At 50.8% G+C, this 14,018-nt stretch carries 21 protein-coding genes; 6 read left to right on the top strand and 15 right to left on the bottom strand.

Going from position 1 to position 14,018, the window contains the following annotated elements; all coding sequences use genetic code 11:
- The first annotated feature begins 472 nt into the window (after window positions 1–472).
- Window positions 473–1,027: a gamma carbonic anhydrase family protein gene (locus H2Z33_RS10525; protein WP_063135488.1), complete on the top strand. Its 555-nt coding sequence runs from the start codon at window positions 473–475 to the stop codon at window positions 1,025–1,027.
- Here H2Z33_RS10525 and H2Z33_RS10520 read toward each other — a convergent pair.
- The 6 genes from H2Z33_RS10520 to dprA are packed head-to-tail and all read right to left on the bottom strand — an operon-like array spanning window position 1,003 to window position 4,786.
- Complete coding sequence (locus H2Z33_RS10520; RefSeq protein ID WP_015571398.1) at window positions 1,003–1,251, bottom strand: DUF1488 domain-containing protein; 249 nt, start codon at window positions 1,249–1,251, stop codon at window positions 1,003–1,005. The two genes, H2Z33_RS10525 and H2Z33_RS10520, sit on opposite strands and share 25 nt — an antisense overlap.
- Window positions 1,248–2,066, bottom strand: a complete 819-nt coding sequence (gene aroE / locus H2Z33_RS10515) for a shikimate dehydrogenase (protein WP_063135487.1) — start codon at window positions 2,064–2,066, stop codon at window positions 1,248–1,250. Before aroE ends, H2Z33_RS10520 begins: the two co-directional genes overlap by 4 nt.
- Window positions 2,067–2,070: 4 nt before the next feature.
- Window positions 2,071–2,643, bottom strand: coding sequence for an L-threonylcarbamoyladenylate synthase type 1 TsaC (gene tsaC / locus H2Z33_RS10510; protein ID WP_022649580.1), 573 nt, complete (start codon window positions 2,641–2,643; stop codon window positions 2,071–2,073).
- A complete protein-coding gene (locus H2Z33_RS10505) occupies window positions 2,636–3,190 on the bottom strand; it encodes a type I DNA topoisomerase (RefSeq protein ID WP_063135486.1) in 555 nt (184 codons plus the stop codon). Before H2Z33_RS10505 ends, tsaC begins: the two co-directional genes overlap by 8 nt.
- A gap of 26 nt (window positions 3,191–3,216) precedes the next feature.
- Window positions 3,217–3,690, bottom strand: a complete 474-nt coding sequence (gene smg, locus H2Z33_RS10500; RefSeq protein WP_000460665.1) for a DUF494 family protein Smg — start codon at window positions 3,688–3,690, stop codon at window positions 3,217–3,219.
- A complete protein-coding gene (gene dprA, locus H2Z33_RS10495; RefSeq protein WP_017693885.1) occupies window positions 3,662–4,786 on the bottom strand; it encodes a DNA-protecting protein DprA in 1,125 nt (374 codons plus the stop codon). Before dprA ends, smg begins: the two co-directional genes overlap by 29 nt.
- A gap of 127 nt (window positions 4,787–4,913) precedes the next feature.
- Between dprA and def the strand changes: the two genes are divergently transcribed.
- From def to mscL, 5 genes are all read left to right on the top strand, one after another.
- Window positions 4,914–5,423 carry a peptide deformylase gene (gene def / locus H2Z33_RS10490; RefSeq protein WP_015571402.1) on the top strand — a complete coding sequence of 170 codons (510 nt, stop codon included), beginning with the start codon at window positions 4,914–4,916 and terminating at the stop codon, window positions 5,421–5,423.
- Between the two features lie 25 nt (window positions 5,424–5,448).
- Window positions 5,449–6,396 carry a methionyl-tRNA formyltransferase gene (gene fmt / locus H2Z33_RS10485; RefSeq protein ID WP_017693884.1) on the top strand — a complete coding sequence of 316 codons (948 nt, stop codon included), beginning with the start codon at window positions 5,449–5,451 and terminating at the stop codon, window positions 6,394–6,396.
- A gap of 52 nt (window positions 6,397–6,448) precedes the next feature.
- A complete protein-coding gene (rsmB, locus tag H2Z33_RS10480) occupies window positions 6,449–7,735 on the top strand; it encodes a 16S rRNA (cytosine(967)-C(5))-methyltransferase RsmB (RefSeq protein ID WP_063135489.1) in 1,287 nt (428 codons plus the stop codon).
- 22 nt (window positions 7,736–7,757) lie between these two features.
- Window positions 7,758–9,134 (top strand): Trk system potassium transporter TrkA, encoded by a 1,377-nt coding sequence (gene trkA / locus H2Z33_RS10475; RefSeq protein WP_063135485.1) that lies wholly within the window; start codon window positions 7,758–7,760, stop codon window positions 9,132–9,134.
- A 146-nt stretch (window positions 9,135–9,280) separates the two neighbouring features.
- Window positions 9,281–9,694, top strand: coding sequence for a large-conductance mechanosensitive channel protein MscL (gene mscL / locus H2Z33_RS10470; RefSeq protein WP_003863335.1), 414 nt, complete (start codon window positions 9,281–9,283; stop codon window positions 9,692–9,694).
- Here the strand turns inward: mscL and H2Z33_RS10465 are convergent, their stop codons facing one another.
- The 9 genes from H2Z33_RS10465 to rpmJ form a co-directional block, all read right to left on the bottom strand.
- Entirely contained in the window at window positions 9,695–9,910 is a 216-nt protein-coding gene (locus H2Z33_RS10465) for an alternative ribosome-rescue factor A (protein ID WP_017383729.1), read from the bottom strand.
- 57 nt (window positions 9,911–9,967) lie between these two features.
- Window positions 9,968–10,393, bottom strand: a complete 426-nt coding sequence (zntR, locus tag H2Z33_RS10460; RefSeq protein ID WP_003863328.1) for a Zn(2+)-responsive transcriptional regulator — start codon at window positions 10,391–10,393, stop codon at window positions 9,968–9,970.
- Between the two features lie 2 nt (window positions 10,394–10,395).
- Window positions 10,396–10,764 (bottom strand): DUF1992 domain-containing protein, encoded by a 369-nt coding sequence (locus H2Z33_RS10455; RefSeq protein WP_023295520.1) that lies wholly within the window; start codon window positions 10,762–10,764, stop codon window positions 10,396–10,398.
- 107 nt (window positions 10,765–10,871) lie between these two features.
- Complete coding sequence (gene rplQ / locus H2Z33_RS10450; protein ID WP_001216368.1) at window positions 10,872–11,255, bottom strand: 50S ribosomal protein L17; 384 nt, start codon at window positions 11,253–11,255, stop codon at window positions 10,872–10,874.
- A 40-nt stretch (window positions 11,256–11,295) separates the two neighbouring features.
- Complete coding sequence (locus tag H2Z33_RS10445) at window positions 11,296–12,285, bottom strand: DNA-directed RNA polymerase subunit alpha (protein ID WP_002919219.1); 990 nt, start codon at window positions 12,283–12,285, stop codon at window positions 11,296–11,298.
- 25 nt (window positions 12,286–12,310) lie between these two features.
- Complete coding sequence (gene rpsD / locus H2Z33_RS10440) at window positions 12,311–12,931, bottom strand: 30S ribosomal protein S4 (protein WP_003863314.1); 621 nt, start codon at window positions 12,929–12,931, stop codon at window positions 12,311–12,313.
- A gap of 32 nt (window positions 12,932–12,963) precedes the next feature.
- Window positions 12,964–13,353, bottom strand: coding sequence for a 30S ribosomal protein S11 (gene rpsK, locus H2Z33_RS10435; protein WP_003863312.1), 390 nt, complete (start codon window positions 13,351–13,353; stop codon window positions 12,964–12,966).
- 16 nt (window positions 13,354–13,369) lie between these two features.
- A complete protein-coding gene (gene rpsM / locus H2Z33_RS10430) occupies window positions 13,370–13,726 on the bottom strand; it encodes a 30S ribosomal protein S13 (protein WP_003863308.1) in 357 nt (118 codons plus the stop codon).
- 146 nt (window positions 13,727–13,872) lie between these two features.
- Complete coding sequence (rpmJ, locus tag H2Z33_RS10425; RefSeq protein ID WP_000868187.1) at window positions 13,873–13,989, bottom strand: 50S ribosomal protein L36; 117 nt, start codon at window positions 13,987–13,989, stop codon at window positions 13,873–13,875.
- Between the last annotated feature and the right edge of the window lie 29 nt (window positions 13,990–14,018).

The following is a 14,018-nucleotide window of genomic DNA, read 5'->3' as shown; positions in this document are numbered from 1 at the left end:
TTTGATGCTCAATGAATTAAACTTCGTAATGAATTACGTGTTCACTCGTTGAGACTTGGTATTCATTTAGTGTCCGAAGACATTAAGAATCCATGTCACTTTGAGTGCCCACACAGATTGTCTGATAAATTGTTAAAGAGCAGTTGCGACGCGCTTCAGCGCTCTGTCGCGAGGTGGCGTATATTACGCTTTCCTCTTTCAGAGTCAACCCGTTATTTCAGGATTTTTTCTCTTCAACCGACCGGGTTATCTGTGAAGTGATTCACATCCGCCGTGTCGATGGAGGCGCATTATAGGGATCCCAGTTTTTAGCACAAGTATTTTTTAGATCTTTTTTTCCAACTGATGATTTTCCGTTCTTTTCGCTGAAAACCCACCCGATCCGCTTAAAAATTGACGCATTTTGCCTTGCCTCGATCCAGGAATACGATCAAAGTCTTCTTTAATAGCGCTCATCTGTATCGAGGTAGATATGTTTGCAGTATTACGTCCTTATAAAGATCTGTTCCCCCAAATAGGCGATCGCGTGATGATCGATACCAGCAGCGTGGTCATTGGTGATGTTCGCATGGCCGAGGATGTCAGCATCTGGCCACTCGTCGCGATCCGGGGCGATGTTAACTACGTTGCGATCGGTGCACGCACCAATATTCAGGACGGCAGCGTGCTGCATGTGACTCATAAGTCATCTTATAACCCTGAGGGCAATCCGCTCGTCATTGGGGAAGATGTCACCGTTGGTCATAAAGTGATGCTCCACGGCTGCACAATCGGTAACCGGGTGCTCGTTGGGATGGGATCGATTTTGCTGGATGGCGTCATAGTAGAAGATGACGTAATGATTGGCGCAGGAAGCCTTGTTCCGCAAAACAAACGTCTGGAAAGTGGCTATCTCTATTTAGGCAGTCCGGTTAAACAGATCCGCCCCCTAAAAGAGGCGGAGATCGAAGGATTGAAATACTCAGCGAACAATTACGTTAAATGGAAGAATGACTATCTGGATCAGGATAACCAGACCCAACCCTGATCGTCTTCCTGCTGATCGCGGATCAAATCGCTGGCTTCCTCTTCCAGATCCCAGCGATTTTCGCAAAAGACCGCTAACGGATCTGAACCACCAAAGCGCTGATGCAACGTCTCCCCTTTAATCGCACAGGTGAGCTGCATTCCATGCACCAGCACCGGGAAACAAACCGCTTGCTTATTTTCATCCCAGATTTCTCTGTCGGGAAAATGAATCGCCTGATTCATGCCATCAGTTCCTGTTTCAGCTTTTCGATCACTGGTTCTACAGCAGGTAACACGCCATGCCAGAGTAGCACCGCATGAGCCGCCTGCCCCACCAGCATGCCCAGACCATCAGCCACGTGTTTTGCCCCCTGTTGTTCGCACCAGGCCAGGAATGGCGTTTTCCCTTTTTGATAAAACATGTCATAGGCGTAGATTTGGGAATGAACCAGGGATGCCGGAATCGCCGGGATCTCTCCATTAATACCGCTTGAGGTGGCATTAATCACAAGATCAAATTCGTGGCTCGCGAGATCGTCAAGTGCTACCGCAGTTACGCTGCCTGTGTGTGCGAACAACGCCGCCAGCTCTTCTGCTCTGGAGAAGGTACGGTTGGTGATTGTCACCGCACAATCCAGCGAAAGAAGAGGAAGCAATACGCCGCGCGACGCGCCACCCGCGCCGATCAGCAGGATCCGAAAGCCTGGTTTAATAAACGACAATCGCTCCAGATCGCTGAGTAAACCTATGCCATCGGTGTTATCGCCAAGAAGGCGACCATCTTCAAGCCGCTTAAGGGTATTGACGGCACCAGCGAGCGAGGCACGCTCGGTCAGCTCATCCGCACGCCCGAAAGCCTCTTCTTTAAAAGGCACCGTGACGTTCGCACCTTTACCACCCGCATCAAAAAAGCTATTCAGCGTCGGTATAAATGCATCAACAGGCGCAAGAACCCGACCATACGGGTGATCTATCTGCAATTGCTCTGCAAACAGCTGATGGATCAGAGGCGACTTGCTGTGGGCGATCGGGTTACCAAAAGCAGCATAGGTTTCCATAACATTATCCCTGGCGAAAACGTTCGCCGGTCAAGGCATCGCGAATTTCTGACGGGTTAAGACGACCACCGGTTTCACCCACGGCTACAGGGAAATCATTCCCGAACTGCGCCAGAACTTCTTCTGTTGTCCGACAAGGGGGAAGCCCGGTCAGGTTGGCGCTGGTTGAAACCAGGGGTTTACCAAATGCCTGGCATAACTCCACCACCAAGGGATGGTCGGTAACGCGTACCGCGAGTGAATCGAAACGCCCGGTTAACCAGCGCGGCGTTGTCGGTTGTGCAGGGAAAACAAACGTCACGGGACCAGGCCACGCAGAGAAAATGGTTTCCCGCTGTGCAGGCGTCAGCATGGAATCATCAATATAAGGCTTAAGCTGCTCGTAGTTCGCAGCGATCAAAATCAATCCTTTTTCGACAGGCCGCTGTTTTAGCGCCAGCAGACGGTTAACGGCGACTTCGCTGTCAGGATCGCACCCGACCCCGAAAACGGCTTCTGTTGGATAGGCGATGACTTCTTCTTTTTTCAGGATTTCCACCGCCTGCGCGATGGAGCCTGATGGCAGGTTATTATTCACTGATTTGATCCGCCGAAACCGGCTTTCCACATTGTTTACTGGCGCAAAAGCGTTTCAAGCCTTGCGCGGTTTTCTTTTCTCTAAGTAACGGATAATCGCAATGAGGGCAGACGCCCGCTACTGGTTTGAAATTGATAACGAACTGACATTCAGGATAGCGATCGCACGAATGGAAGGTCTTGCCATAACGAGAGCGGCGCTGCACCAATTGACCACGCTGGCACTGAGGGCAGGCAATTGCCGTTTCATCTGGTTTATCAATTTGTTCCGTATGTTCACATTCCGGATAGCGGCTGCATCCGATAAACATCCCGAACCGCCCCTGCCGCAGCGCCAGTTCGCCGCCACAGAGTGGACAAAGCTGTCCCTCCAGAATTTTGACGATATGTCCGTCCGCCTGGCTTTTCAGGGGACGGACATAATCACATTCCGGATAGTGTGAACAACCGAGAAACGGACCGTGTTTCCCGGACCGAATAACAAGTTCAGCCCCACACTGTGGGCAGGGCTCGTTTTTATGCACCGTGAAGAGTGCTGATTTGGCCATAACAACTCTTGTTGCTGCACATAGAATTAATGCAGCATACCTTCATTCACTTCAAAGAGTAATTCTTCCATTTGCTGATAGGCATTTTCACAGCCTGGGATGTTGAATAGAACCATCAGGATCACCCATTTGAGATCTTCCAGTTCAAATTCAGCAGTATCCAGCGCCATGACGCGCTCTATCACCATCTCTCTCGTTTCGAGGTTTAGCACCTGAATCTGCTCGAGGAATAAAATGAATCCCCGGCAGCTGGCATCCAGCCTTTCACACTCTTCAGCTGTATAGATGCGCACAGACAATGGGTCAGAAGCAAGCTGCATCGGTTCGGCGAGGCCGTCCTGATAATCAGCCAACTTATCCAGCCACATCAACGCATTATAAATATCTTCCCGCTCAAAACCTGCGTCGGTCAGATCCCGTGTTAATTTGTCCTGATCCACCTGCATTTCTGCTTCGTTGTGGATGTAAGTCTCAAACAAATACATCAGTACGTCGAACATGGCATGCCCTCCTTAATCGGACATAGCCGCCGGGTACAGCTGCGATCCACCCTGCTAACTCCAGTTCGAGTAGCTGTGCTACCGTTACTGGCACAGGTTGGCCGGCACGTTCAGCGACAACGTCAACAGGTGTTACCTCATCTCCTACGTTAGCCAGGAGCTTGGGAAATGGCAATGCTACTGCCTCCTGATCCGATGAAATATGTCGCTTTTGGAGATCATCCTGCAACCAATGCAAACCATATTGCAAATTTTCCAGGATATCCTCTTTACAGGTCACCAGCGTCGCCCCCTGTTTTATCAGCCAGTGAGGGCCTTCGCAGCCAGGGTTCCCCAACGGGCCGGGTAGCGCAAAAACTTCACGCCCCTGCTCCAGTGCGCACCTTGCGGTAACCAGCGATCCACTCCGAATCGCAGCTTCGACCACCAGCACGCCCTGGCTTAACCCACTGATGATCCGGTTACGCCGTGGAAAGTTACCCGGTCTGGGCGATGTCGAAAGTGAAAACTCAGATACTATCGCCCCCTCTGAAGCGATAAGTTGCTCAGCCAGAATGTGATGACGACGCGGATAGAGACTAAAAAGACCATTGCCAAGCACGGCGACACTTCGCCCTTTTGCTGACAACGCCGCATGATGTGCCACACCATCGATGCCGCAAGCCAGGCCACTGGTGATCGTAAAGCCACATTGGGATAGCTGTTCACTCAGCATTTTCCCCCACCGCTCGCCATACCACGAGGGCGCACGGCTGCCCACAACCGCAAGCTGCATGCTATTAAGCACGTCAACGCGGCCTCGCACAAATAGCGCCCCGGGAAAATCAGGTATAGAACGTAACAATGGCGGAAAGCGAGGATCATCCGCTGTGAGAAGGTGGTTGTCGGTGTGTTCCAGCCATTCCAGACTACGTTCAAGCTCACTCTCACTGAACGAAAAAAACTTTACGGCATGTTTGGGCGAAAGCCCTGACGCGTTGACAGCTTCAGCATCGACGGTTGCCTGGCGAAGCAGCCTCTGCGCAATCTCCAGCATCGCGTCACCGTATAACGACCCGATGTTTATAAGCCGTAACCATATCTCTGTGGACGTCATCCTTTTCCCTGCCATAAGCAGCCTCAGCAATCTTTGCGATTGGTCACTGATGCTGTCAATCGACCGGGGATTTGTCTAGAATAGAAGTAATATTCTTATCAACTCCTGAACACGACTCTGGAAATTTATGGCAGTTTTGCAAGTGTTACATATTCCTGACGAGCGCCTTCGCATCGTCGCGGAACCGGTTAAAGAAGTGAATGCAGAAATTCAGCGTATCGTCGATGATATGTTCGATACCATGTACGCTGAAGAAGGCATTGGCCTTGCCGCGACCCAGGTAGACATTCACAAACGTATTATTGTGATCGACGTTTCTGAAAATCGTGATGAGCGCCTGGTGCTGATCAACCCTGAGATGCTGGAAAAAAGCGGCGAAACAGGTATTGAGGAAGGCTGTCTGTCTATCCCTGAACAGCGCGCTTTGGTGCCACGTGCCGAAAAAGTTAAAATCCGCGCACTGGATCGTGACGGCAATCCGTTTGAGCTGGAAGCCGACGATCTGCTGGCGATTTGCATTCAGCATGAGATGGATCACCTGGTCGGTAAGCTGTTTATCGATTACCTCTCACCGCTGAAGCAACAGCGTATTCGTCAGAAAGTTGAGAAACTGGATCGTTTACGTTCTCGCGCTTAACGCCCCCCCGGATACAAGGAATAACGTGTCTACATCACTACGTATAATCTTCGCGGGTACCCCTGATTTTGCGGCGCGTCATCTCGACGCGCTGCTATCGTCTGGTCATCAGATTGTTGGCGTATTTACTCAGCCTGATCGTCCGGCTGGCCGCGGTAAAAAATTGATGCCTGGCCCGGTTAAAGTGCTGGCAGAAACGCATGGTTTGCCGGTTTTCCAGCCTGCATCATTACGACCTCAGGAAAACCAGCAGTTAGTGGCAGACCTGAACGCTGACGTGATGGTAGTTGTGGCTTACGGCCTCATTCTGCCGAAAGCGGTACTCGATATGCCCCGCCTGGGCTGTGTTAACGTTCATGGTTCCTTGCTCCCACGCTGGCGTGGTGCAGCCCCTATTCAGCGCGCTCTGTGGGCAGGCGATGCTGAAACTGGCGTGACAATCATGAAGATGGACGTAGGTTTAGACACGGGCGACATGCTGTATAAACTGGCGTGTCCCATTACCGCAGAAGATACCAGCGCCACGCTGTATGACAAGCTGGCGGATCTCGGTCCGCAGGGGCTGATTGAGACGTTGCAACAGCTTGCTGACAATACAGCGACACCTGAAGTGCAGGATGAGGCACAGGTGACCTATGCTGAAAAACTGAGTAAAGAAGAAGCCCGGATCGACTGGTCCCTGTCAGCAGCTCAACTCGAACGCTGTATCCGCGCCTTTAATCCATGGCCGATGAGCTGGTTGATGATTGATGAGCAGCCAGTGAAAGTCTGGAAAGCTTCAGTTATTAACGGCAATACTTCGGCAGAGCCCGGTACGATTATCGACGCCAGCAAAAACGGTATCCAGGTTGCGACCGGAGAAGGGATCCTGAATCTTGAATCGCTGCAACCGGCCGGTAAAAAGGCAATGAGCGCGCAGGATCTATTAAATTCCCGTCGTGAATGGTTCATCCCTGGCAATCGCCTTGCCTGAACAAATTTACTCTTAAGGCCCGGTGTTTCCGGGCATTTTTATTTTTACGGTTATGAAAAGACAAAATCTACGCACTATGGCGGCTCAGGCCGTTGAGCAGGTTATCGAGCAGGGCCAGTCACTGAGTAATGTCCTGCCTCCACTGCAACAAAAGGTTTCCGATAAAGACAAAGCACTGCTTCAGGAGCTGTGCTTTGGCGTGCTGCGCACCCTCTCTCAGCTTGAATGGTTAATTAATAAGCTGATGTCACGCCCGATGAGCGGCAAGCAGCGTACCGTGCATTATTTGATCATGGTCGGTTTCTACCAGCTTCTTCATACCCGCATTCCACCTCATGCTGCGCTGGCTGAGACAGTGGAGGGTGCCGTTTCGATTAAACGTCCCCAGCTGAAAGGATTGATTAACGGCGTGCTGCGTCAGTTCCAGCGTCAGCAGGACGAACTGCTGGCAGAATTTGCGCAAAGCGAATCGCGCTTCCTGCACCCTGAATGGCTGCTGAATCGCCTTAAAAAAGCCTACCCACAGCAATGGCAAGACATTGTGGATGCCAATAACCAACGTCCGCCGATGTGGTTACGCGTCAATCGTAACCATCATACCCGCGACGCATGGCTGGCCCTGCTGGAAGAGGCCGGAATGAGCGGCTTCACACACGCTGCTTATCCTGATGCGGTTCGTTTAGCCTCCCCTGCACCGGTACATGCATTACCCGGTTTTGAAGAGGGCTGGGTAACGGTACAGGACGCATCCGCTCAGGGCTGCATGACCTGGCTTGAACCGAAAGACGGGGAGCAGATCCTTGATCTCTGTGCAGCGCCAGGGGGGAAAACAACGCATATTCTGGAAGTGGCGCCGCAGGCCAGCGTGATGGCCGTGGATGTTGATGAGCAGCGTCTTTCACGCGTCTATGACAACCTCAAGCGTCTGGGTATGAAAGCACAGGTTAAGCAAGGCGATGGACGTAAACCCGCAGACTGGTGTGGTGATACCCGGTTCGATCGTATTTTGCTGGACGCCCCTTGCTCTGCAACCGGCGTGATTCGTCGTCATCCCGATATCAAATGGCTGCGTCGCGATCGTGATATCAAGGAGCTTGCCCAGTTGCAATCCGAAATTCTGGATGCCATCTGGCCGCATCTCAAACCCGGCGGAACCCTGGTGTATGCAACCTGCTCTGTTCTTCCGGAAGAGAACAGTCAGCAAATTGCGGCTTTCCTGAAACGCACCCCGGACGCTACGCTGCATGATACGGGAACACCTGAGCACCCGGGTCTGCAAAACCTGCCGGGCGCAGAAGAGGGTGATGGTTTCTTTTACGCTAAGCTAATCAAAGAGTGATGTTGAGAACAGGTCACGAAAGATGAAAATTATCATTCTGGGCGCAGGGCAAGTTGGCGGAACGCTGGCGGAAAATCTCGTGGGCGAAAACAACGATATCACCATTGTGGATACCAATGGCGATCGCCTGCACGTTTTGCAGGACAAGTTTGATCTTCGTGTTGTACAGGGGCACGGCTCTCACCCACGTGTGCTTCGGGAGGCGGGCGCAGACGATGCCGACATGCTGGTTGCAGTAACCAGTTCAGATGAAACCAACATGGTTGCATGTCAGGTGGCCTACTCGCTTTTCAACACACCGAACCGCATCGCCCGCATTCGCTCCCCGGACTATGTCCGGGATGCGGAAAAGCTGTTTAATTCCGAAGCAGTACCTATCGACCATCTTATTGCCCCTGAACAGCTGGTTATCGACAGTATTTATCGTCTGATTGAGTACCCGGGCGCGTTGCAGGTTGTGAACTTTGCGGAAGGAAAAGTAAGCCTGGCGGTTGTGAAGGCTTATTACGGCGGCCCGCTGATTGGTAATGCCCTGTCGACAATGCGCGAGCATATGCCACATATCGATACGCGTGTTGCGGCGATTTTCCGTCACGACAGACCTATTCGTCCGCAAGGATCCACCATTGTCGAAGCCGGGGATGAAGTCTTCTTTATTGCGGCTTCTCAGCATATCCGTGCGGTGATGAGTGAACTTCAGCGTCTCGAAAAACCATATAAACGTATTATGCTGGTTGGCGGCGGTAATATTGGCGCAGGTCTGGCGAGACGGCTGGAAAAAGACTACAGCGTGAAGCTGATCGAACGAGATCAACAGCGCGCGTCGGAGCTGGCTGAAAAGCTTCAGAATACTATCGTGTTTTATGGCGATGCTTCGGATCAGGAATTGCTGGCCGAAGAGCATATCGATCAGGTTGATCTTTTTATTGCCGTCACCAACGACGACGAAGCGAATATTATGTCCGCCATGCTCGCTAAACGTATGGGGGCGAAAAAAGTAATGGTGCTTATCCAGCGTAAGGCTTATGTCGACCTGGTACAGGGTAGCGTAATTGATATTGCTATTTCACCTCAGCAAGCCACCATTTCTGCCCTGCTAAGCCATGTACGTAAAGCGGATATTGTCGGCGTGTCGTCTCTTCGTCGTGGTGTTGCTGAAGCCATTGAAGCCGTCGCTCATGGGGATGAAACGACGTCGCGCGTTGTTGGTCGCGCGATCGACGAAATTAAACTTCCACCAGGCACCATTATCGGCGCCGTAGTACGAGGTAACGATGTCATGATCGCCAATGATAATTTACGTATTGAGCAGGGTGACCACGTTATTATGTTCCTGACCGATAAAAAATTTATTACCGACGTCGAGCGTTTATTCCAGCCAAGCCCGTTCTTCCTGTAATGATTTGGGTGCTCAGACGAGAGCACCCAAATATTAACCTTCTAATTTTCATGCCTTTTATTTTTCATAACGATTATTTATCCCCAATGGCAATTAGCTAATCATTTGTTAAACTTATAGGCGTCAGCTGGCACAAGGAGAACATAATGAGTTTTATTAAAGAGTTTCGCGAATTTGCGATGCGCGGGAATGTGGTGGATTTGGCTGTGGGTGTCATTATTGGTGCGGCGTTCGGTAAGATCGTTTCATCATTAGTCGCCGACATTATTATGCCGCCGTTAGGACTGTTGATTGGAGGCATTGATTTCAAACAGTTCGCCTTCACCCTTCGGGAGGCTCAGGGCGATATCCCTGCGGTTGTAATGCACTATGGCGTATTCATTCAGAACGTATTTGATTTCGTAATCGTGGCATTTGCCATTTTCATGGCGATCAAACTTATCAACAGACTTAACCGTAAAAAAGAAGAACCGGCCGCTGCCCCGCCAGCACCAACTAAAGAAGAAGTCTTACTGACTGAAATTCGCGATCTGTTAAAAGAGCAGAACAACCGCGTGTAATCAGGCGACAGAAACAGAAAGGCCAGTGGTAAAAAAGCGATTAGCTTGCTTGCCACTGGCCTCCCAGTTACCCCGTTGTGCATGTTTACCTTTACGTAAATAACTCCCTTTTCCTTTCTTGTTCTTCTCAACACGCTGTCTGAAAAGCGGGTCGTGAAGCAATGCCTCAATGGCGTTATCCTTAATTTGTCCCTTCGTATGCTGATAGCGGCTCATCATTTCTCCTGAGCATAGTTAATGTCGGCGGGAGTCTAGTCCCTGGCTGATAAAAAATCAACAACCCTGAGTTTCACTACTGGCGCCCTGTTCAAGAGCTTCCAGTATTGAGCAATAAACACTGCTATGAGCGGTACCGCAGCACGCGTCATTTAACCTTTGCAGAGATCGCTGCATGGCTTGCAGCTCCTGAATGCGCCCTTCAACTTCATCCAGCCGGGCCTGAACGATGCTTTTAGATTCCTGACACGTATGATGTTCAGGATCGATACGGATCGACAGCAGTTCACGGATCGACTCCAGCGTGAAACCGAGTTGCCGTGCATAGCGGATAAAACGAAGGCGTTGCAGGTCGTTATCCGTATAAAGGCGAAATCCACCTTCCGTTCTGACCTCATGATCGATCATCTGCTGCTTTTCGTAGTAGCGGATAGTATCCGGCGTTACGTTAGCAAGCTTCGCAAGTTCACCTATGCGGTACATGGCTACTCCTCGTTTATTTTTTGCATTAACCTTTCACTGTACTCACCATGCAAAAAGTCAGTATTCATTCCCGTCTGGCGCAGTTTTAGCTCGATGAGCGCCAACCGACGACTGATTTCGGAGTACCGCGGGTCATTCTTATGAATGCCTTTAAGCAGATCGGCAAGCTCGACGGCTTCATTGCGTTGCTGAAGTTCAGGCGGTAAACAACCTGCGTTTTTCAGTAAGCGATAACCGGCCCGTAATTCAGGGGGAATATGTGAATCATCGTCCAGAATCAGCGGCTCACCGCTGCCGGGAAGATTTTCGAACTCGCCTTTGTTTTGGGCATCGCAAATATGGCGTTCAGCCCACTGATCGAGCAACCACATAATGAACTCCAGGGGGTGAGCAGAAAAGATACAGACATTGTAGATAAGTGGAGATTCTGCGGATATAAAAAAACCCGCCGAGGCGGGTTTTTTTACGTTACTACAGATTACTCTGCAGCAGCTTCTGCTTTCTCTGAACGATCAACCAGCTCGATGTAAGCCATCGGCGCGTTGTCGCCTGCACGGAAGCCACACTTCAGAATGCGAGTGTAACCACCGGCACGGCTCGCGAAACGCGGGCCCAGTTCGTTAAACAGTTTTGCCACGATCTCGTTATCACGAGTACGGGCGAATGCCAGACGACGATTAGCAACGCTGTCAGTCTTGGCAAGAGTAATCAGCGGCTCAACTACGCGACGCAGCTCTTTCGCTTTAGGCAGGGTCGTCTTGATGATTTCATGACGAACCAGTGAACCTGCCATGTTGCGGAACATAGCCTGGCGATGGCTGCTGTTGCGGTTCAGTTGACGACCACTCTTACGATGGCGCATGACCTTATCCTTCTCAGTAAAACCTTAACCTGTGATCCGGTTACTCGTCAGCAATGCTTGCTGGTGGCCAGTTTTCCAGGCGCATGCCCAGAGACAGACCACGTGAAGCCAGCACGTCTTTAATCTCGGTAAGAGATTTTTTACCCAGGTTCGGCGTTTTCAGCAACTCAACCTCGGTACGCTGTACCAGATCACCGATATAGTGGATAGCTTCTGCCTTGAGGCAGTTAGCAGAGCGGACAGTCAATTCCAGATCGTCAACAGGGCGCAGCAGGATCGGATCGAATTCTGGTTTCTCTTCTTTCACTTCCGGCTGACGTACATCACGTAAGTCAACGAAAGCTTCCAGTTGTTCTGCCAGGATGGTTGCCGCACGACGAATCGCCTCTTCAGGATCGATTGTGCCATTGGTTTCCATTTCGATGACCAGCTTGTCCAGGTCGGTACGCTGTTCTACACGCGCTGCTTCAACATTGTAGGCAATACGCTCTACAGGGCTGTAACATGCGTCGACCAGCAGACGGCCGATTGGGCGCTCATCTTCTTCCGAATGAATTCGGGCAGAAGCCGGCACATAACCACGACCGCGCTGAACTTTGATACGCATGCTAATAGCTGCGTTCTCATCGGTCAGGTGGCAGATCACGTGCTGCGGCTTGACGATTTCAACATCACCGTCGTGGGTGATGTCGGCTGCAGTCACAGGGCCAATGCCAGATTTATTCAGAGTAAGAATAACTTCATCTTTACCCTGAACTCTCACCGCCAGCCCTTTCAGGTTGAGCAGGATTTCAAGGATATCTTCCTGAACGCCTTCTTTGGTGCTGTACTCATGAAGTACACCATCAATCTCAACCTCGGTCACCGCGCAACCCGGCATCGATGAGAGCAGAATACGGCGCAGTGCGTTACCCAGAGTATGGCCAAAGCCACGCTCTAAAGGCTCAAGGGTCACCTTGGCGTGCGTCGAACTCACTTGCTCGATATCTACCAGGCGCGGTTTTAGAAACTCTGTCACAGAACCCTGCATTGTGTCCTCTCTTTGGTACTAAGCTTTACTTGGAGTAAAGCTCGACGATCAGGTGTTCGTTAATGTCCGCAGACAGATCAGAACGTTCTGGCTGACGCTTGAACGTACCTTCCATCTTGCCAGCATCAACTTCCAGCCAGGTTGGCTTTTCACGCTGCTCAGCCAGCTCCAGAGCGGCTTTCACGCGAGATTGCTTTTTCGCTTTCTCACGAATGCTAACAACGTCATTCGCTTTAACCTGATAAGAAGCGATGTTAACAACACGACCGTTTACCATGATTGCTTTATGGCTAACCAGCTGGCGTGATTCAGCACGAGTCGCGCCGAAGCCCATACGGTATACAACGTTGTCCAGACGACCTTCCAGCAGAGCCAGCAGGTTTTCACCTGTGTTGCCTTTCAGACGTGCTGCTTCTTTATAGTAGTTACGGAACTGACGCTCCAGCACACCGTAGATACGGCGAACTTTTTGCTTTTCACGCAACTGCACACCATAGTCAGACAGACGCGGTTTACGCGCACCGTGCTGGCCAGGAGCTTGTTCAATTTTACACTTGGTATCGATCGCGCGAACGCCAGACTTAAGGAATAAGTCGGTGCCCTCACGACGGCTCAGCTTGAGCTTAGGACCCAAATATCTTGCCATTTTCTATCTCCAACTAACCTAAAAAACGAGCGTTATACGCGACGTTTTTTCGGCGGACGACAACCGTTATGAGGGATCGGAGTCACATCAGTAATATTCGTGATGCGGAAACCAGCGGCGTTCAGAGCGCGAACAGTAGATTCACGACCCGGACCCGGACCTTTAACCATAACTTCCAGATTCTTGATGCCGTATTCTTTTACGGCTTCAGCGCAACGCTCTGCTGCAACCTGAGCTGCGAACGGAGTGGATTTGCGAGAACCACGGAAACCGGAACCACCGGCTGTTGCCCAACCCAATGCGTTACCCTGACGATCAGTAATAGTAACGATGGTGTTGTTGAAAGAAGCATGGATATGAGCCACGCCGTCAGAGACTTGTTTTCTTACACGTTTACGTGCACGAACTGGTGCCTTTGCCATTATTCAATCACCCCGATTATTTCTTGATCGGTTTGCGCGGACCCTTACGGGTACGTGCGTTGGTCTTAGTACGCTGACCGCGCACTGGCAGACCACGACGATGACGCAAACCGCGATAGCAACCAAGATCCATCAGGCGCTTGATGCTCATGCTGATTTCACGGCGCAGATCACCTTCAACGACAAATTTGGCAACTTCGTCACGCAGCGTGTCGATTTGTTCTTCAGACAGCTCACTGATCTTAACATCTTCAGCGATACCCGCTGCAGCCAGAATGGCTTTAGAACGGGTCTTGCCGACGCCATAGATCGAAGTTAATGCGATCACAGCATGTTTCTGATCAGGAATGTTAATGCCTGCTATACGGGCCACTATGCACTCCTACTATTTAATATGTACGCACCATGCTGAAAAGCCCGTTTTCAGGATACTCAAATGGAAACGTACAGACATACAAAAGATTGGCTGGCTAATCTAGCCAGCTCAACCCAACTTTGCAAGAAAAATATGCGAAATAATCAGCCTTGGCGCTGTTTATGCTTCGGCTCGGCACTGCAAATCACACGGATGACACCATCACGCTTAACGATTTTGCAGTTACGGCATAATTTCTTGACGGAAGCACGAACTTTCATTTTTACTCTCCGTAACTTCTCAGGCGACC

It is taken from the genome of Enterobacter sp. YSU, from assembly GCF_016082135.1.
In the GTDB taxonomy this organism is placed as follows: domain Bacteria; phylum Pseudomonadota; class Gammaproteobacteria; order Enterobacterales; family Enterobacteriaceae; genus Enterobacter; species Enterobacter hormaechei_C.
The sequence above is the reverse complement of the archived record's forward strand: the minus strand, read 5'-3'. Positions and strand labels throughout refer to the sequence as shown.